This window comes from Pseudomonas sp. Q11, assembly GCF_024494355.1.
GTDB lineage: Bacteria > Pseudomonadota > Gammaproteobacteria > Pseudomonadales > Pseudomonadaceae > Aquipseudomonas > Aquipseudomonas hefeiensis.
Genome location: NZ_JAKNQY010000039.1, coordinates 19,237 through 33,693 on the forward strand (window position 1 = coordinate 19,237; position 14,457 = coordinate 33,693).

Sequence of the window (14,457 nt, forward strand, 5' to 3'; positions counted from 1 at the left end):
AACATTGATGCTGCTGACCCGACGCTATCGCGAGCAGGCTCGCTCCCACAGGGTTCAGGGTTTATCCAATGCCTGCGGCTAAAACCCTCCAGCTCAGCGTTGTTCGATTGGCACGAACTTGCGCTGTTCGACGCCGGTGTATTCGGCGCTCGGTCGGATGATGCGGTTGTTGGCGCGTTGTTCGTAGACGTGGGCAGCCCAGCCGGTCAGGCGCGAGCAAACGAAGATCGGCGTGAACAGCTTGGTCGGGATGCCCATGAAGTGGTATGCCGAGGCATGGTAGAAATCGGCGTTGGGAAACAGTTTTTTCTGCTCCCACATGGTCTTGTCGATGGCCTCGGAAACCGGGAACAGCACCGTGTCACCCACCTCGTCGGCGAGTTTTTTCGACCAACCCTTGATCACCTCGTTGCGCGGATCGTTGTCCTTATAGATCGCGTGGCCGAAGCCCATGATCTTGTCCTTGCGCTCGAGCATCCCCAGGGTGCCCTTGATCGCCTCCTCCGGCGACTTGAAGCGCTCGATCATTTCCATCGCCGCTTCGTTGGCCCCGCCATGCAACGGGCCGCGTAGCGAACCGATGGCGGCAGTGATGCAGGAAAACAGGTCAGACAGGGTCGAGGCACACACCCGCGCCGTGAAGGTCGAGGCGTTGAACTCGTGCTCGGCATACAGGATCAGCGAGACGTTCATCACCTTGACGTGCAGCTCGCTCGGCTTCTTGCCATGCAGCAGGTGCAGGAAATGGCCGCCGATGGAGGTTTCGTTGGTCACGCATTCGATGCGCTGGCCTTCGTGGCTGAAGCGATACCAGTAGCACATGATCGCCGGGAACGCGGCCAGCAGGCGGTCGGTCTTGTCATGCTGTTCGGAGAAATTCTGCTCCGGTTCCAGGTTGCCCAGGAACGAGCAGCCAGTGCGCATCACGTCCATTGGGTGGGCATCGGCGGGAATGCGCTCCAGCACCTCTTTCAAGGCCTGGGGCAAGTCCCGCAATTGGCTCAGTTTGTCTGTGTACGCGTCCAGTTGCGCCTGGGTCGGCAGCTCGCCGTACAACAGCAGGTAAGCCACTTCTTCAAATTGCGCATCAGCCGCCAGCTCACGAACGTCGTAGCCGCGATAGGTCAGGCCGGCACCCGACTGGCCTACGGTGGACAATGCGGTTTGCCCGGCCACCTGGCCACGGAGTCCGGCGCCACTGAGTACTTTTGCTTCGGCCATTTGCTGTCTCCATTTTTTAGATTTGTAGAGGCTGCGCTCTGTTCATTTTTTTGCCGCGAACAACGCATCGAGCTTCTGCTCGAAGGTGTGGTAGTCGATGCGATCGTAAAGCTCCATGCGTGTCTGCATGGTGTCGATGACGTTCTGTTGCGTACCGTCGCGGCGGATCGCGGTGTAGACGTTCTCGGCCGCTTTGTTCATCGCGCGAAAGGCCGACAGCGGGTACAGCACCAGGGACACGTCGGCGCCCGCCAGTTGTTCGGTGGTGTACAGCGGGGTCGCGCCGAATTCAGTGATGTTGGCCAGGATCGGCGCTCTCACCCGGCTGGCGAACAGTTTGTACATCTCAAGTTCGGTGATGGCTTCCGGGAAGATCATGTCGGCGCCAGCCTCGATGCACGCGGCGGCGCGGTCCAGGGCCGACTCCAGGCCCTCCACGGCCAGGGCATCGGTACGGGCCATGATCACGAAGCTGTCATCGGTGCGCGCATCGACGGCGGCTTTGATGCGGTCGACCATTTCCTGCTGCGAGACGATCTCTTTGTTCGGACGGTGGCCGCAGCGCTTGGCGCCGACCTGGTCTTCAATATGAATGGCCGCCGCGCCGAACTTGATCATCGACTTGACCGTGCGGGCCACGTTGAACGCCGAGGAGCCAAACCCGGTGTCCACGTCCACCAGCAACGGTAGATCGCAGACGTCGGTGATACGGCGCACATCGGTCAGCACGTCATCCAGGCCAGTGATGCCCAGGTCCGGCACGCCGAGGGAGCCGGCCGCCACGCCGCCGCCCGACAGGTAGATCGCCTTGAAACCGGCGCGTTTGGCCAGCAGCGCGTGGTTGGCGTTGATCGTGCCCACCACTTGCAGCGGATGCTCGTTGGCGACCGCATCGCGAAAACGCTGGCCTGGAGTGCTGTTGCTCATGACTCACCTCGTTCAGTGGCGGCGCTGTCCTGGAAATGACGCGCGATGTTGCGTTTGGAAGCGCCGATGTGCCGGCGCATCAATAATTCAGCCAGTTCACCGTCACGGTCAGCGATGGCATCAAGAATTCTGTGGTGCTCGGCAAAGGCTTGGCGCGGACGGTTGGGCGTAGTGGAAAACTGGATGCGGTACATGCGCACCAATTGATACAGCTCGCCGCAGAGCATTTGCGTCAGGGTGCGGTTGCCGCTGCCCTGGATGATCCGGTAATGAAAATCGAAATCGCCTTCCTGCTGGTAATAGCCGACACCGGCCTGGAACGCCGCGTCGCGCTCATGGGTTTCCAGGACCCGGCGCAGCTCATCGATTTCTTCCAGGGTCATGCGCTCGGCCGCCAGACGGCAGGCCATGCCTTCCAGGGATTCGCGGATCTCGTAGAGTTCCAGCAACTCGGCGTGGCTCAGGGACACCACCCTGGCGCCCACATGCGGCACCCTCACCAGCAGGCGCTGGCCTTCCAGACGATGGATCGCCTCGCGCAGCGGGCCGCGACTGATACCGTAGGTGCGTGCCAGTTCAGGCTCGGAAATCTTGCTGCCAGGGGCAATATCGCCTCGCACGATTGCGGCCTGGATACGCCGGAAGACGTTCTCGGAAAGGGTTTCCGAATCGTCCTGAACCAAGGGCGGGGATTCGAGCTGATCGAGCATATTGTCGACACCTTTTAAATCTACAAGGCAAAAACTAACCAATGACTGCGCTTACGTCAAAGAAAAATTAAACATTGTCGACAATCGTCTAAGAGTCGTCTCCACCATAACCATCCACCCGGATGAGTTGTAGGATCCGGCCGGCGGTGGCGTCAGAAAACCACCGTGCTAGAATGCCGCCGCAATTTGCCGCTCTCCTTCTATTAGAGAAGGCAATCCAGGGAGCTTGTGCAGTAATGCCAGGGCCTGAACCGACAAACGGAACACTGTGCACCAGGATTTATGACACTCAAGCCCTTATCTGCTGTTCTTTGTTTCATGTGCCTGCCGGGGCTTGCCTTGGCGGGTGAAAAAACCGTGTATGGCCTCAATGAATACGCCGCCCTGCAGGGCATCGACCTGGAGGTTGCCGCCAAGTTGGACACCGGCGCCAAGACCGCTTCGCTCAGCGCCCGGGACATCAAGCGCTTCAAACGCGATGGCGAATCCTGGGTGCGCTTTTACCTGGCCATCGACGCGGCGCATTCGCACCCTATCGAACGTCCGCTGGCCCGGGTCAGCAAGATTAAACGCCGCGCCGGGGACTATGACCCCGAGGAAGGCAAGAACTACACGGCTCGGCCGGTCATCGAACTGGACATCTGCATGGGCTCGGCCCTGCGCAGCATCGAAGTAAACCTCACCGACCGCAGCGCATTCCAATACCCGCTACTGATCGGCTCCGAAGCGCTCAAACGCTTCGACGCGCTGGTCGACCCCAGTCTCAAATACGCTGCCGGCAAACCCGCCTGCGCCAATGCCGCTCAAACCGCAGAGTAATTCCAATGCGCTCTCTTACCCTCCATTTGAAAATGCTGATCGCCATCCTGGTGGTGCTGGGCGTGTCGGTGACGGCCTATCAGATTTTCGTGCTCGGCATCCCCGTGACCGAAGACGCCACCGACGATTTGTGGAACATCGACGCCAAGGTCGAGTTCGTCCCCAATGCCAAGGATCCAGTGAAGATCCAGATGTTCGTGCCGCCACTGAGCATGGATTATGTCAGCCTCAACGAGAGTTTCATTTCCAATAACTACGGCGTGGCGGTGAACCGGGTCGACGGTAACCGCAAGGTCACATGGTCGGCCCGGCGGGCCAAGGGCAACCAGACGCTGTATTACCGCCTGGTGCTGACCAAGCGCTACACCTCGGAAAAATCCAAGATCAAGGGCCCGACCTTCCGCGACAGCATCGCCGTCGAAGGCCCCGAGAAGCTGGCCGCCGAAGCCCTGCTCGCGCCGATCCGCCAGCACTCGGCCGACGTCGAGACCTTCATCAGTGAAGCGATCAAACGGGTCAACAACCCCAACGATGACAACGTCAAGTTGCTGCTGGCCGGCGATCCGTCCACGGCCAGCAAAGCGAGAGTCGTCGAGTTGGTGCTGTCCATCGCCCACGTGCCGGTGGAGAAGGTTCACACCATCCGCCTGATCGCCGAGCAACCGCAGTCGCCTGAACTGTGGCTACGCAGTTTCAACGGCAGCGACTGGCTGTACTTCAACCCGGACACCGGTGAACGGGGCCTGCCCAGCGACCGCCTGCTGTGGTGGACCGGGGATGAAAGCCTGATCACCGTCGATGGCGGCAAGAAAGCCAACGTCACCTTCACCATGAACAACAGCGAAATGAACGCCATTCGCCTGGCCAAGCTGACGGACGAAAACACCGACGCCAACTTCCTTGAATACTCGCTCTACGGCCTGCCGCTGCAAACCCAGCAGACGTTCATGATCATGGTGATGATCCCGATCGGCGTGCTGGTGATTCTGGTGCTGCGCAACCTGATCGGCCTGCAGACCCTGGGCACGTTCACACCGGTGTTGATCGCTCTGGCCTTCCGCGAAACCCAACTGGGCTTCGGGATCATCCTGTTCACGGTCATCACGGCGCTGGGCCTGTCACTGCGCTCCTATCTGGAACATCTCAAGCTGCAAATGCTGCCAAGGCTTTCGGTGGTGCTGACGTTCGTGGTGGTGCTGATCGCCGCCATCAGCCTGTTCAGCCACAAGCTGGGCCTGGAACGCGGCCTGTCGGTAGCGCTGTTCCCAATGGTGATTCTGACCATGACCATCGAACGCCTGTCCATTACCTGGGAAGAACGCGGCGCCAGTCACGCCATGAAAGTGGCCATCGGCACCCTGTTCGCCGCCGCCCTGGCGCACCTGATCATGAGCGTGCCGGAACTGATCTACTTCGTGTTCACCTTCCCGGCCATCCTGCTGATTCTGGTAGGTTTCATGCTGGCCATGGGTCGCTACCGCGGCTACCGCCTGACCGAGCTGGTGCGGTTCAAGGCCTTCGTCAAGGCTGACTCATAATGTTCGGCCTGTGGAAGACCTGGAAGGCCCTGGAGGCCCGAGGCATCATGGGCATCAACCGGCGTAACGCCGACTATGTGCTCAAATACAACAAGCGCAGCCTGTACCCGATCGTCGATGACAAAATCATCACCAAGGAACGGGCCATCATTGCCGGCATCCATGTGCCGGAGCTGTACGGGGTGATCTCCACCGAAAAGGAAATCGAGAAGCTCGACGAGATCATCGACGGGCGGACCGACTTCGTGATCAAGCCGGCCCAGGGCGCTGGCGGCGACGGCATCATCGTCATTGCCGACCGCTTTGAGGGCCGCTATCGCACGGTGTCCGGCAAGATCATCAGCCATGAAGAAATCGAACACCATGTGTCCAGCATCCTCACCGGTCTGTATTCGCTGGGTGGACACCGTGACCGGGCGCTGATCGAATATCGCGTAACGCCGGACCAGATCTTCAAGAGCATCAGTTATGAAGGTGTGCCGGACATTCGCATCATCGTACTGATGGGCTACCCGGTGATGGCCATGCTGCGCTTGCCGACCCGCCAGTCCGGCGGCAAGGCCAACCTGCACCAGGGTGCCATCGGTGTCGGCGTAGACCTCGCCACCGGCCTGACCCTGCGAGGCACCTGGCTGAACAACATCATCACCAAACACCCCGACACCACCAACGCGGTGGATGGCGTGCAACTGCCCTACTGGGACGGTTTCATGAAACTGGCCGCCGGTTGCTACGAACTGTGCGGACTGGGCTACATCGGCGTGGACATGGTGCTGGACCAGGAAAAAGGTCCGTTGATCCTGGAACTCAACGCCCGACCGGGGCTGAATATCCAGATCGCCAACGACTGCGGCCTGACCCTGCGCACCCACGCCGTGGAAGCCCGCCTGGAAGAACTCAAGGCCCGTGGCGTGATTGAAACCGTCGAGGAACGCGTGGCGTTTGCCCAGGAGTTGTTTGGGCATATTCCGCCGGTTGAAGGTTGAGGGTTGAGGGTTGAAGGCTGAAACACCCCTGTGGCGAGGGGATTTATCCCCGCTGGGTTGCGAAGCAACCCCAAACAGGCAGATGCAGTCAGCCTGATACCCCGAGGTGGTAAGTTTTAGGGTTGCTGTGCAACCCAGCGGGGATAAATCCCCTCGCCACAAGGTGTTCACAGCCAAATATTATCGATAGCCGCATACTTGCCCATCTCCGACATCCCTCTAGGAGCAAATCCTACAGAGGGATTACAATCGCCACCCCGCCTGAACGGCTGACCCACCCCGCCCATGCCAACCTGCTCCGTACACTCGCTGCCCTACCGCGCCAACCCCGCCGCGTATTTCGCGGTGATCCGTCATGCCCCGGGCAGTGTGCTGCTCGACAGCGGCCGGCCGAGTGCCGAACGCGGGCGCTATGATTTGCTCAGCGCCTGGCCGCTGGAGCATCTGGCGGTACTGCCGGACGAGCGCGGTGCCGATTTCCTGCAACGCCTGCGCATTCATCTGACGCAACTGGGGCGGGCTGTACTGCCGGCTTCGGTGCAATTGCCCTTCGCAGGCGGCCTGATCGGCTACCTGAGCTACGACTTCGGCCGACATCTCGAAACCCTGCCGTCCCACGCCAAGGACGATCTGCACCTGCCCGACGCGCGCCTCGGCGTGTACGACTGGGCGCTGGTCAGCGACCATCAGGCCGGAACCAGCCAGTTGGTGTTTCACCCTCACTGCGCCGACAGCGAACGCCAGCGCCTGATTGCGCTGTTCAGCCAGCCAACCTCGCCGCCTGTGACCGCCTTCAGCCTCGAAGCGCCCATGGCGCCCGACCTCAATAGCGATGCCTATCGCCAGGCCTTCGAACGGATCCAGGCGTATATCCAGGCCGGCGACTGCTACCAGGTCAACTTTGCCCAGCGCTTCCGCGCCCCGTGCCAAGGCGATGCCTGGGCCGCCTACCAGGCGCTGCGGGCGGCTTGCCCGACGCCGTTTTCCGGCTTCCAGAGCTTGCCCGATGGCGGCGCGGTGCTGAGTCTGTCGCCGGAACGCTTCGTCAAGGTCAGCGAAGGCCATGTCGAAACCCGACCGATCAAGGGCACCCGCCCACGCGGCGCAACCCCTGACGAAGACGCCGCACACGCCGCCGAGCTGCTGGCCAGCGCCAAGGACCGGGCGGAAAACCTGATGATCGTCGACCTGCTGCGCAACGACCTGGGCCGCACCTGCCGCATCGGCTCGGTGCGCGTGCCGGAGTTGTTCAGCCTGGAAAGCTACCCCAACGTCCACCATCTGGTCAGCAGCGTGACCGGCGAGTTGGCCGAGGCCAAGGACGCCCTGGACTTGATCGCGGGCAGTTTTCCCGGCGGCTCGATCACCGGCGCACCGAAAATCCGCGCCATGCAGATCATCGATGAACTCGAACCGACCCGGCGCGGGCTGTATTGCGGCTCGCTGCTGTACCTGGACGTACGCGGGGAGATGGACAGTTCCATCGCCATTCGCAGCTTGCTGGTCAAGGATGGACAGGTGTGTTGCTGGGGCGGCGGCGGGATTGTCGCGGATTCGGACTGGCAGGCTGAGTACCAGGAGTCGATTACCAAGGTTCGGGTCTTGCTCGAAACCTTGCAGGACCTCTAAAAAGCATCGCGGGCAAGCCTTGCTCCCACAGGATTGTGTCATCCCCTATGGGAGCAAGGCTGAGCAGGCGCACTCCCACAGGCTCGCGTCATACCCCTGTGGGAGCAAGGCTGAGCAGGTGCGCTCCCACAGGATTGCGTCATACCCCTGTGGGAGCAAGGCTTGCCCGCGATGACGTCGTGTCAGTCACCATCCATGCTGGCTGAGACACCGCTTTCGCGAGCAAGCCCGCTCCCACAGGTCTTGCGAAAGTCTTACAGACTCAGGCTACGGTTCGAGGCCTTGATGAACTCCTGCTTCAATTCGGCAAAACTGTGCACCGCCGGGAATTGCGGGAACTCTTGAATCACATTGTCCGGCGCATGGAACAGAATCCCAGCATCGGCTTCACCCAGCATCGTGGTGTCGTTGTAGGAGTCCCCCGCGGCGATCACTCGGTAGTACAAGCTCTTGAAGGCTAATACCGACTGACGCTTGGGATCTTTCTGACGCAACTGGTATCCACTTACCCGCCCGCTGTCATCAGTAATCAGACGATGGCAGAGCAACGTCGGGAAACCCAGCTGGCGCATCAGGGGTTGGGAGAATTCGTAGAAGGTGTCGGAAAGAATCACCACCTGGAAGCGCTCGCGCAACCAGTCGACAAACTCAATGGCGCCGTCCAGCGGCTTGAGGGTGGCGATGACTTCCTGAATATCGGAGAGTTTGAGGCCATGCTCATCGAGGATGCGCAACCGTTGCTTCATCAACACGTCGTAGTCGGGAATGTCCCGCGTGGTCGCCCTGAGGGATTCAATACCGGTTTTTTCAGCGAAGGCGATCCAGATCTCCGGGACCAGCACACCTTCCAGGTCGAGACAGGCAATTTCCACAAGACACTCCCATTTTTTGATGTTTATCGGTTGAGCGAACAAAAGGACTGCCGACTCTAGCCATTCGCCGATGCCTGCGCAACGCACAGGAACGCGCCAGCCCCGACAGCTTTTGTTACCATCAGCCTCATATAGAGCGCCCAGCGCCACCGACCTGTAGGAAGCCGCCCTGATGAGCCCATCGTTTGACGTCGTGGAACTCGCCACGACCTATGCCAACAAGTCCCCACAGGACATCCTCAAACTGGCCTTCGCCGAATTCGGCGATGACCTGTGGATATCTTTCAGCGGCGCCGAAGACGTGGTGCTGGTGGACATGGCCTGGAAGCTGAACAAGAACGTCAAGGTGTTCAGCCTCGACACCGGTCGCCTGCACCCGGAAACCTATCGGTTCATCGAACAGGTGCGCGAACACTACAAGATCGATATCGAACTGATCTCGCCGGACCCGGCGAAACTCGAGCCCTTCGTGAAGGAAAAAGGCCTGTTCAGCTTCTACAAGGACGGTCACGGCGAATGCTGCGGCATTCGCAAGATCGAGCCGCTGCGGCGCAAGCTGTCCGATGTCCGCGCCTGGGCCACCGGCCAGCGTCGCGACCAGAGCCCCGGCACCCGCAGCCAGGTAGCCGCACTGGAAATCGACACGGCGTTTTCCACCCCTGAGCGCACCCTGTACAAGTTCAACCCGCTGTCGCAGATGACCAGCGAAGAAGTCTGGGGCTACATCCGCATGCTGGAACTGCCTTACAACAGCCTGCATGAACGCGGCTTCATCAGCATCGGCTGCGAGCCCTGCACCCGTCCGGTGCTGCCGAACCAGCACGAACGCGAAGGCCGCTGGTGGTGGGAAGAAGCCACGCAGAAAGAATGCGGGCTGCACGCCGGCAATATCATCAGCAAATCCAAAGTCTGAAAAAAACCGCAGTGCCTACAAAAACCATGCGGACCGCAAGAACCTGACATTTTTCCATCCCTGTGGATAACCTCTGCCGTTGATTGTTAAATCGGCCCGCCACACGGGCCGCCTACTTGCGCTTATGGAAAAGGACAGCTCATGCGAATTCTTGTAGTCAACGTCAACACCACCGAATCCATCACCCAGGCCATTGCCCGGCAAGCTCAGGCCGTGGCCGCGCCGGGCACCGAGATCGTCGGGCTCACGCCCTACTTCGGCGCCGACTCAATCGAAGGTAATTTCGAAAGCTACCTGGCCGCCATTGCGGTGATGGACCGGGTGATGGCCTACGATCAACCGTTTGATGCGGTGATCCAGGCCGGTTACGGCGAACATGGGCGCGAAGGCTTGCAGGAACTGCTCAATGTGCCGGTGGTGGACATCACCGACGCTGGCGCCAGCACCGCGATGTTCCTGGGTCACGCCTATTCAGTGGTCACGACTCTGGACCGCACCGTGCCGCTGATCGAAGACCGCCTCAAACTCTCCGGCCTGTTCGATCGCTGCGCCTCGGTACGCGCCAGTGGCCTGGCGGTGCTGGAGCTTGAGCAAGACCCGCAACGGGCGGTAGAAGCCATCGTGCAGCAGGCAGAACTGGCGGTCAGCCAGGACAAGGCCGAAGTCATCTGCCTGGGTTGCGGCGGCATGGCCGGGCTCGATGAGCAGATCCGCCAGCGCACCGGGGTGCCGGTGGTCGATGGGGTGACGGCGGCGGTGACCATTGCTGAATCCCTGGTTCGGCTGGGGTTGTCGACGTCGAAAGTACGCACCTACGCAACACCTAGGCCCAAGACCATCATTGGCTGGCCGGGGCGGTTTGGGCGGTGAATTCACAGTTCTGAATCACATCGCCCCCATCGCGAGCAGGCTCGCTCCCACATTGGTTTTGTGGCGACCGCACCTGTTGCGACCGCCCAAAATCCCTGTGGGAGCGAGCCTGCTCGCGATGGGAGCAACCCAGCCCAGAGCCCAGCTCAAACCGCACTAAACCGCCGCGCCAACCCCTGCACGGCAAACCGCTCGATGATGAAATCCACAAACGCCCGGGTCTTGCCCGGCAGCAGTTTGTGCTCGGCGTAGTAGATGGAAACGTTGCCATCATCGACGTACCAATCCGGCAGCACCCGTTGCAATGCCCCCGATTGCAGATAAGGAACGGCTACCGGCATGCTCACCAGCCCGATGCCCAACCCTTGGGCGGCGGCGGCACAATCGGCTTCAGAGTCACTCATGGTCATGCGTGCTTTGAGCATGAGCGGGCTGTGCTGTCGTGTGCGGCTGGTCAGCTGCCATGAACGGATACGTCCGGTCTGGGGTGAGCGGATCAGGATGCCTTGATGGTGTGCCAGATCTTCCGGTTCAATCAGCGGGGCATGGCTTTGCACATAGTCCTTCGAGGCAACCAACACGCGATGAGCCACGGTCAGTTTTCGCGCCACCACACCCTGGGGTAGTTCGAAGCCACCACCGATGGCCGCATCGAAACCCTGGCCGATCAGGTCCACTTGGCGGTTATCGAAATGCCAGTCCGGATTGATCGCCGGATAGCGTTGCAAAAACTCCCCCAGCAACGGCACCACATACAGTCGACCGAACGCTGTGCCCATGCTCACCTTCAATGTGCCGGCCGGTTGCCCGCCGGCGCTGGCCAGGTTGGCGACGGCGTTCTGGATCGTATTGAAACTGGTGCCGACTTCTCTGAGAAATAACTGACCCGCTTCGGTCAGCGTCAGGCTGCGGGTACTGCGCTGGAACAGGCGTACCCCCAGCCGGGCTTCGAGCTTGGCCACGTTTTTACCCACTGCCGCAGGGGTCACGCTCAAGCGACGCGCAGCCTCGGCAAAACTGCCGACTTCGGCGCTGCGCACAAAGCATTCGATACTGCTAAAGGTTTCCATAAGGGCCACTCTAAACTTTTGGTTTACACAGACTGTATCTATAAGCCTCTACACAGCCCATCACCAAATCCTGATACTCGCGCCATCAACCGCGGCCTCTCGCCTCGGCACTTCTTGGAGAAAACCATGAGCACTCAAACATTGAGCGGTAAAGTCGCCTTGATCCAGGGCGGTTCCCGCGGCATTGGCGCCGCCATCGTCAAGCGCCTGGCAGCAGGAGGCGCCGCCGTGGCCTTCACCTACGTCAGCTCCGCGGCCAAGTCCGAAGAACTGCAGAACAGTATCATCGCAGCCGGCGGCAAGGCCCTGGCAATCAAGGCCGACAGCGCCGACGCAGAGGCCATCCGCAACGCCGTCAATGCCACCGTCGACGCCTTTGGCCGGCTGGACATCCTGGTCAACAACGCCGGCGTGCTGGCGATGGCACCGCTGGACGAGTTCAAACTCGAAGATTTCGACCAGACCCTGGCGATCAACGTGCGTAGCGTATTCATTGCCACCCAGGCAGCGGCTCGGCACATGAGCGAAGGTGGACGAGTCATCAACATCGGCAGCACCAACGCCGACCGCATGCCCTTCGCCGGCGGTGGCCCCTATGCCATGAGCAAGTCCGCGCTGGTGGGCCTGACCAAAGGCCTGGCCCGCGACCTCGGTCCGCGCGGCATCACCGTCAACAACGTGCAGCCCGGCCCGGTGGACACCGACATGAATCCGGCCGACGGTGATTTCGCCCCCAGCCTGATGGCGTTGATGGCGGTCGGCCGTTACGGCACCGTCGAAGAAATCGCCAGTTTCGTCGCCTACCTGGCAGGCCCGGAAGCGGCTTACATCACCGGTGCCAGCCTGACTATCGACGGGGGTTTCGGCGCCTGATCCAGGCCATAAAAAACGCCGGTCATGGGTTCTACCATGACCGGCGTTTCTTATTATGGGTCGCTGTGTCGTCAGGCCCATTCCAGTTCTGGCAAACCACACAGGCCTGGCTGGAACATGTTCAGGGAACGAATGATCGCGTCGGCATGGGCGTATTTTTCATCGGCCATGGCCGAATCCGGAATGGCAATGGCGGTCATCCCCGCCGCTTTCGCCGCGGTCACTCCGAAGGGTGAATCTTCGAACACCAGGCAATCGCGGGGTGCAACACCCAGGCGTCGAGCGGCTGTCAGGAAGATATCCGGTGCCGGTTTCGCCGCGCCGACCTCTGGGTCATCCGCCGTGACAATGAAATCGAACAACGCGAACCAGTCCCGATGCAGCGTGGTTTTCAGTGCAAACGACTGGCTCGACGAACTGGTGCCTACCGCAATCGGAACGTCATGGGCCTTCAAATGCCGCACCAGCTCTTCAGCGCCGGGCATCGCCAGGGCGTGAGGAAAGCGTTCGCGCATCAAGGGCTCGCGGATCACCAGAAATTCTTCCGGGGTGATCGGCAACTCCAGCGCCCGGACCACATAGTTGGCCAGATCCCCGGCACCGCGCCCGATGATGTTCTGCTTGACGCTCCAATCAAACGTGCGCCCGTAACGCTCGGCGATGATGGAAGTCACCTCGGTGTAAATGCCCTCGGTGTCCAGCAACAGCCCATCCATGTCGAAGATCACAGCCTTGATCGGGCCAAACTCTTGCAGCGGTGCTTTCATCGCATCTGATCCGTTATCAACACAAGGTTCCAGAGATGGCTCAGGTTTGGCCAAGGCAAAAGTGTTCGCCTTAAAGGATTCAGCAGGATAACGAGAGGGGCTAGGTACAGGCAATGGGAAATCTGTGTGGGTGACGGTCACAGGCGAGGGAGCGTGCCCCCTCGCCATAACAAAGATCAGGTTCAGTTGATAAGCGATGCGTTATTGGCTTGAACCACTCGAACCGCCGTCCCCGGAGCTACCACCGCTGTCGCTGGTTCCGGCCCCGGTTCCACTGCTGGAGGCATCGCCGCCCATGGAACTGCCGCCGCTCATTGAGCCGCTGCCCGTACCGGGACTGGTGCTACTACCACTGGCGTCGCTGCCATTACCCCCCTCCACTGAACCCGGCGGCAAAGCGCCCCCCGTGCCCGACGGGGTGCCGGCTTCCATCTCGGTGGAGGGTGGCATCCCGCCCTTATCTACGGGGGGATTGCCGCCCGAGGACTCGGCGAAAACCGCCATGGAACTGACCGACAGAATCCCCGCCAGGGTCAGCGCGGTCACATTTGATTTCATCATGGTGAGTCTCCTTTTCAAGGTACCTACCTGATGTGTGGCAATCGTGTCTGGCCGATGGTGCCGATGAATCGACGGGCGGAACCGGTCATCAGCTCGGTTCGCCGGAGGCATCTTTACCGGCGATATCCGGGTCGTCCGGGCTCGCCTCGATATCATCATCCTCACTCGGCACTTGCTCTACCCCGGCTTCGTCGTCAGGCGGCCGCTGGTCCCGGCTCAGGGAGTCGGTTGGCGAGGGTAGCGGGTATTCCGGGGTTTCATCGTCGTCAGGGACAGGCGAATCGGCAGTCATGGCAACCTCCTGATGACGGGGCAACACGTCATGCGGTTGAGAGAACACGGACGGTCAGATTGAACGACTTCAATCGTAGGATTCGTCCTCGATCTCAGCGTCTTCAACCTCTTCACCCTCGATCAAGGGCACCTGGGCGTCATCCATCAGCGAGCCGGGGTCTTCATTGCCCGGATCATTGACGAAAGGAACGCCCGAGGGGCCTTTTTCTTCCGTACCTTCGGTTTCCGGGGTCATGACGTGCCTCGCAATTGCTGATGGGTGTATGAGTTCGAGGTGCGCAGAGGGGAAACGTTCCGGGTAAATAACCACGCGAAGAAAACGCCAGACAACCCACGGAGAACAAAAAACCCGGCTCAAGGCCGTAATGCTGTTCACTTAAGGAAATGGCGCTTTCTGAGGGGGAGAG

16 protein-coding genes are annotated in these 14,457 nt (G+C 60.5%); 7 read left to right on the forward strand and 9 right to left on the reverse strand.

Annotated features, from left to right (window positions below; translation table 11 throughout):
* Nucleotides 1-93 precede the first annotated feature (93 nt).
* The 3 genes from prpC to MA884_RS26495 are packed head-to-tail and all read right to left on the reverse strand — an operon-like array spanning nucleotide 94 to nucleotide 2,858.
* The gene (gene prpC / locus MA884_RS26485) at nucleotides 94-1,221 is read right to left on the reverse strand and encodes a 2-methylcitrate synthase (RefSeq protein WP_256233268.1); all 1,128 of its coding nucleotides are present in this window, start codon (nucleotides 1,219-1,221) and stop codon (nucleotides 94-96) included.
* A 42-nt stretch (nucleotides 1,222-1,263) separates the two neighbouring features.
* Nucleotides 1,264-2,148, reverse strand: coding sequence for a methylisocitrate lyase (prpB, locus tag MA884_RS26490; RefSeq protein WP_256233269.1), 885 nt, complete (start codon nucleotides 2,146-2,148; stop codon nucleotides 1,264-1,266).
* Nucleotides 2,145-2,858, reverse strand: coding sequence for a GntR family transcriptional regulator (locus MA884_RS26495; protein ID WP_256233270.1), 714 nt, complete (start codon nucleotides 2,856-2,858; stop codon nucleotides 2,145-2,147). Before MA884_RS26495 ends, prpB begins: the two co-directional genes overlap by 4 nt.
* 282 nt (nucleotides 2,859-3,140) lie before the next feature.
* On the opposite strand from MA884_RS26495, the gene MA884_RS26500 reads away from it, so the two are divergent.
* The 4 genes from MA884_RS26500 to pabB all read left to right on the forward strand — a co-directional run bounded on the left by MA884_RS26500 (nucleotide 3,141) and on the right by pabB (nucleotide 7,830).
* Nucleotides 3,141-3,677, forward strand: a complete 537-nt coding sequence (locus tag MA884_RS26500; RefSeq protein WP_092399897.1) for an ATP-dependent zinc protease — start codon at nucleotides 3,141-3,143, stop codon at nucleotides 3,675-3,677.
* Nucleotides 3,678-3,682: 5 nt separating this feature from the next.
* On the forward strand, nucleotides 3,683-5,215 hold the full coding sequence (locus MA884_RS26505; RefSeq protein ID WP_256233271.1) for an inactive transglutaminase family protein: 1,533 nt from the start codon (nucleotides 3,683-3,685) through the stop codon (nucleotides 5,213-5,215).
* Entirely contained in the window at nucleotides 5,215-6,201 is a 987-nt protein-coding gene (locus MA884_RS26510; protein WP_256233272.1) for an alpha-L-glutamate ligase-like protein, read from the forward strand. Before MA884_RS26505 ends, MA884_RS26510 begins: the two co-directional genes overlap by 1 nt.
* Before the next feature lie 285 nt (nucleotides 6,202-6,486).
* Nucleotides 6,487-7,830: an aminodeoxychorismate synthase component I gene (pabB, locus tag MA884_RS26515; protein WP_256233273.1), complete on the forward strand. Its 1,344-nt coding sequence runs from the start codon at nucleotides 6,487-6,489 to the stop codon at nucleotides 7,828-7,830.
* Between the two features lie 254 nt (nucleotides 7,831-8,084).
* Here the strand turns inward: pabB and thrH are convergent, their stop codons facing one another.
* Nucleotides 8,085-8,702, reverse strand: coding sequence for a bifunctional phosphoserine phosphatase/homoserine phosphotransferase ThrH (gene thrH, locus MA884_RS26520; RefSeq protein ID WP_256233274.1), 618 nt, complete (start codon nucleotides 8,700-8,702; stop codon nucleotides 8,085-8,087).
* 172 nt (nucleotides 8,703-8,874) lie between these two features.
* Between thrH and MA884_RS26525 the strand changes: the two genes are divergently transcribed.
* Nucleotides 8,875-9,615 (forward strand): phosphoadenylyl-sulfate reductase, encoded by a 741-nt coding sequence (locus MA884_RS26525; protein ID WP_256233275.1) that lies wholly within the window; start codon nucleotides 8,875-8,877, stop codon nucleotides 9,613-9,615.
* 141 nt (nucleotides 9,616-9,756) lie between these two features.
* Complete coding sequence (locus tag MA884_RS26530) at nucleotides 9,757-10,485, forward strand: aspartate/glutamate racemase family protein (protein ID WP_256233276.1); 729 nt, start codon at nucleotides 9,757-9,759, stop codon at nucleotides 10,483-10,485.
* Nucleotides 10,486-10,631: 146 nt separating this feature from the next.
* On the opposite strand, the gene MA884_RS26535 is transcribed toward MA884_RS26530, so the two are convergent.
* Nucleotides 10,632-11,555, reverse strand: coding sequence for a LysR family transcriptional regulator (locus MA884_RS26535; RefSeq protein ID WP_256233277.1), 924 nt, complete (start codon nucleotides 11,553-11,555; stop codon nucleotides 10,632-10,634).
* A gap of 126 nt (nucleotides 11,556-11,681) precedes the next feature.
* On the opposite strand from MA884_RS26535, the gene MA884_RS26540 reads away from it, so the two are divergent.
* The gene (locus MA884_RS26540) at nucleotides 11,682-12,428 is read left to right on the forward strand and encodes a 3-oxoacyl-ACP reductase family protein (protein ID WP_256233278.1); all 747 of its coding nucleotides are present in this window, start codon (nucleotides 11,682-11,684) and stop codon (nucleotides 12,426-12,428) included.
* A 71-nt stretch (nucleotides 12,429-12,499) separates the two neighbouring features.
* Here the strand turns inward: MA884_RS26540 and MA884_RS26545 are convergent, their stop codons facing one another.
* From MA884_RS26545 to MA884_RS26560, 4 genes are all read right to left on the reverse strand, one after another.
* Nucleotides 12,500-13,195: an HAD-IA family hydrolase gene (locus MA884_RS26545; protein ID WP_256233279.1), complete on the reverse strand. Its 696-nt coding sequence runs from the start codon at nucleotides 13,193-13,195 to the stop codon at nucleotides 12,500-12,502.
* Nucleotides 13,196-13,396: 201 nt separating this feature from the next.
* Complete coding sequence (locus MA884_RS26550) at nucleotides 13,397-13,756, reverse strand: hypothetical protein (protein WP_256233280.1); 360 nt, start codon at nucleotides 13,754-13,756, stop codon at nucleotides 13,397-13,399.
* Between the two features lie 88 nt (nucleotides 13,757-13,844).
* Nucleotides 13,845-14,048 (reverse strand): hypothetical protein, encoded by a 204-nt coding sequence (locus tag MA884_RS26555; RefSeq protein WP_256233281.1) that lies wholly within the window; start codon nucleotides 14,046-14,048, stop codon nucleotides 13,845-13,847.
* A gap of 69 nt (nucleotides 14,049-14,117) precedes the next feature.
* Nucleotides 14,118-14,285: a hypothetical protein gene (locus MA884_RS26560; protein ID WP_171061338.1), complete on the reverse strand. Its 168-nt coding sequence runs from the start codon at nucleotides 14,283-14,285 to the stop codon at nucleotides 14,118-14,120.
* Nucleotides 14,286-14,457 lie beyond the last annotated feature (172 nt).

Coding starts and splice junctions, on each gene's coding strand:
- MA884_RS26540 (WP_256233278.1), top strand. CDS start 11,682: ATGAGCACTCAAACATTGAGCGGTAAAGTCGCCTTGATCCAGGGCGGT.
- MA884_RS26530 (WP_256233276.1), top strand. CDS start 9,757: ATGCGAATTCTTGTAGTCAACGTCAACACCACCGAATCCATCACCCAG.
- prpB (WP_256233269.1), bottom strand. CDS start 2,148: ATGAGCAACAGCACTCCAGGCCAGCGTTTTCGCGATGCGGTCGCCAAC.
- prpC (WP_256233268.1), bottom strand. CDS start 1,221: ATGGCCGAAGCAAAAGTACTCAGTGGCGCCGGACTCCGTGGCCAGGTG.
- MA884_RS26505 (WP_256233271.1), top strand. CDS start 3,683: ATGCGCTCTCTTACCCTCCATTTGAAAATGCTGATCGCCATCCTGGTG.
- pabB (WP_256233273.1), top strand. CDS start 6,487: ATGCCAACCTGCTCCGTACACTCGCTGCCCTACCGCGCCAACCCCGCC.
- MA884_RS26510 (WP_256233272.1), top strand. CDS start 5,215: ATGTTCGGCCTGTGGAAGACCTGGAAGGCCCTGGAGGCCCGAGGCATC.
- MA884_RS26500 (WP_092399897.1), top strand. CDS start 3,141: ATGACACTCAAGCCCTTATCTGCTGTTCTTTGTTTCATGTGCCTGCCG.
- MA884_RS26525 (WP_256233275.1), top strand. CDS start 8,875: ATGAGCCCATCGTTTGACGTCGTGGAACTCGCCACGACCTATGCCAAC.
- MA884_RS26535 (WP_256233277.1), bottom strand. CDS start 11,555: ATGGAAACCTTTAGCAGTATCGAATGCTTTGTGCGCAGCGCCGAAGTC.
- MA884_RS26560 (WP_171061338.1), bottom strand. CDS start 14,285: ATGACCCCGGAAACCGAAGGTACGGAAGAAAAAGGCCCCTCGGGCGTT.
- MA884_RS26495 (WP_256233270.1), bottom strand. CDS start 2,858: ATGCTCGATCAGCTCGAATCCCCGCCCTTGGTTCAGGACGATTCGGAA.
- MA884_RS26550 (WP_256233280.1), bottom strand. CDS start 13,756: ATGATGAAATCAAATGTGACCGCGCTGACCCTGGCGGGGATTCTGTCG.
- MA884_RS26555 (WP_256233281.1), bottom strand. CDS start 14,048: ATGACTGCCGATTCGCCTGTCCCTGACGACGATGAAACCCCGGAATAC.
- MA884_RS26545 (WP_256233279.1), bottom strand. CDS start 13,195: ATGAAAGCACCGCTGCAAGAGTTTGGCCCGATCAAGGCTGTGATCTTC.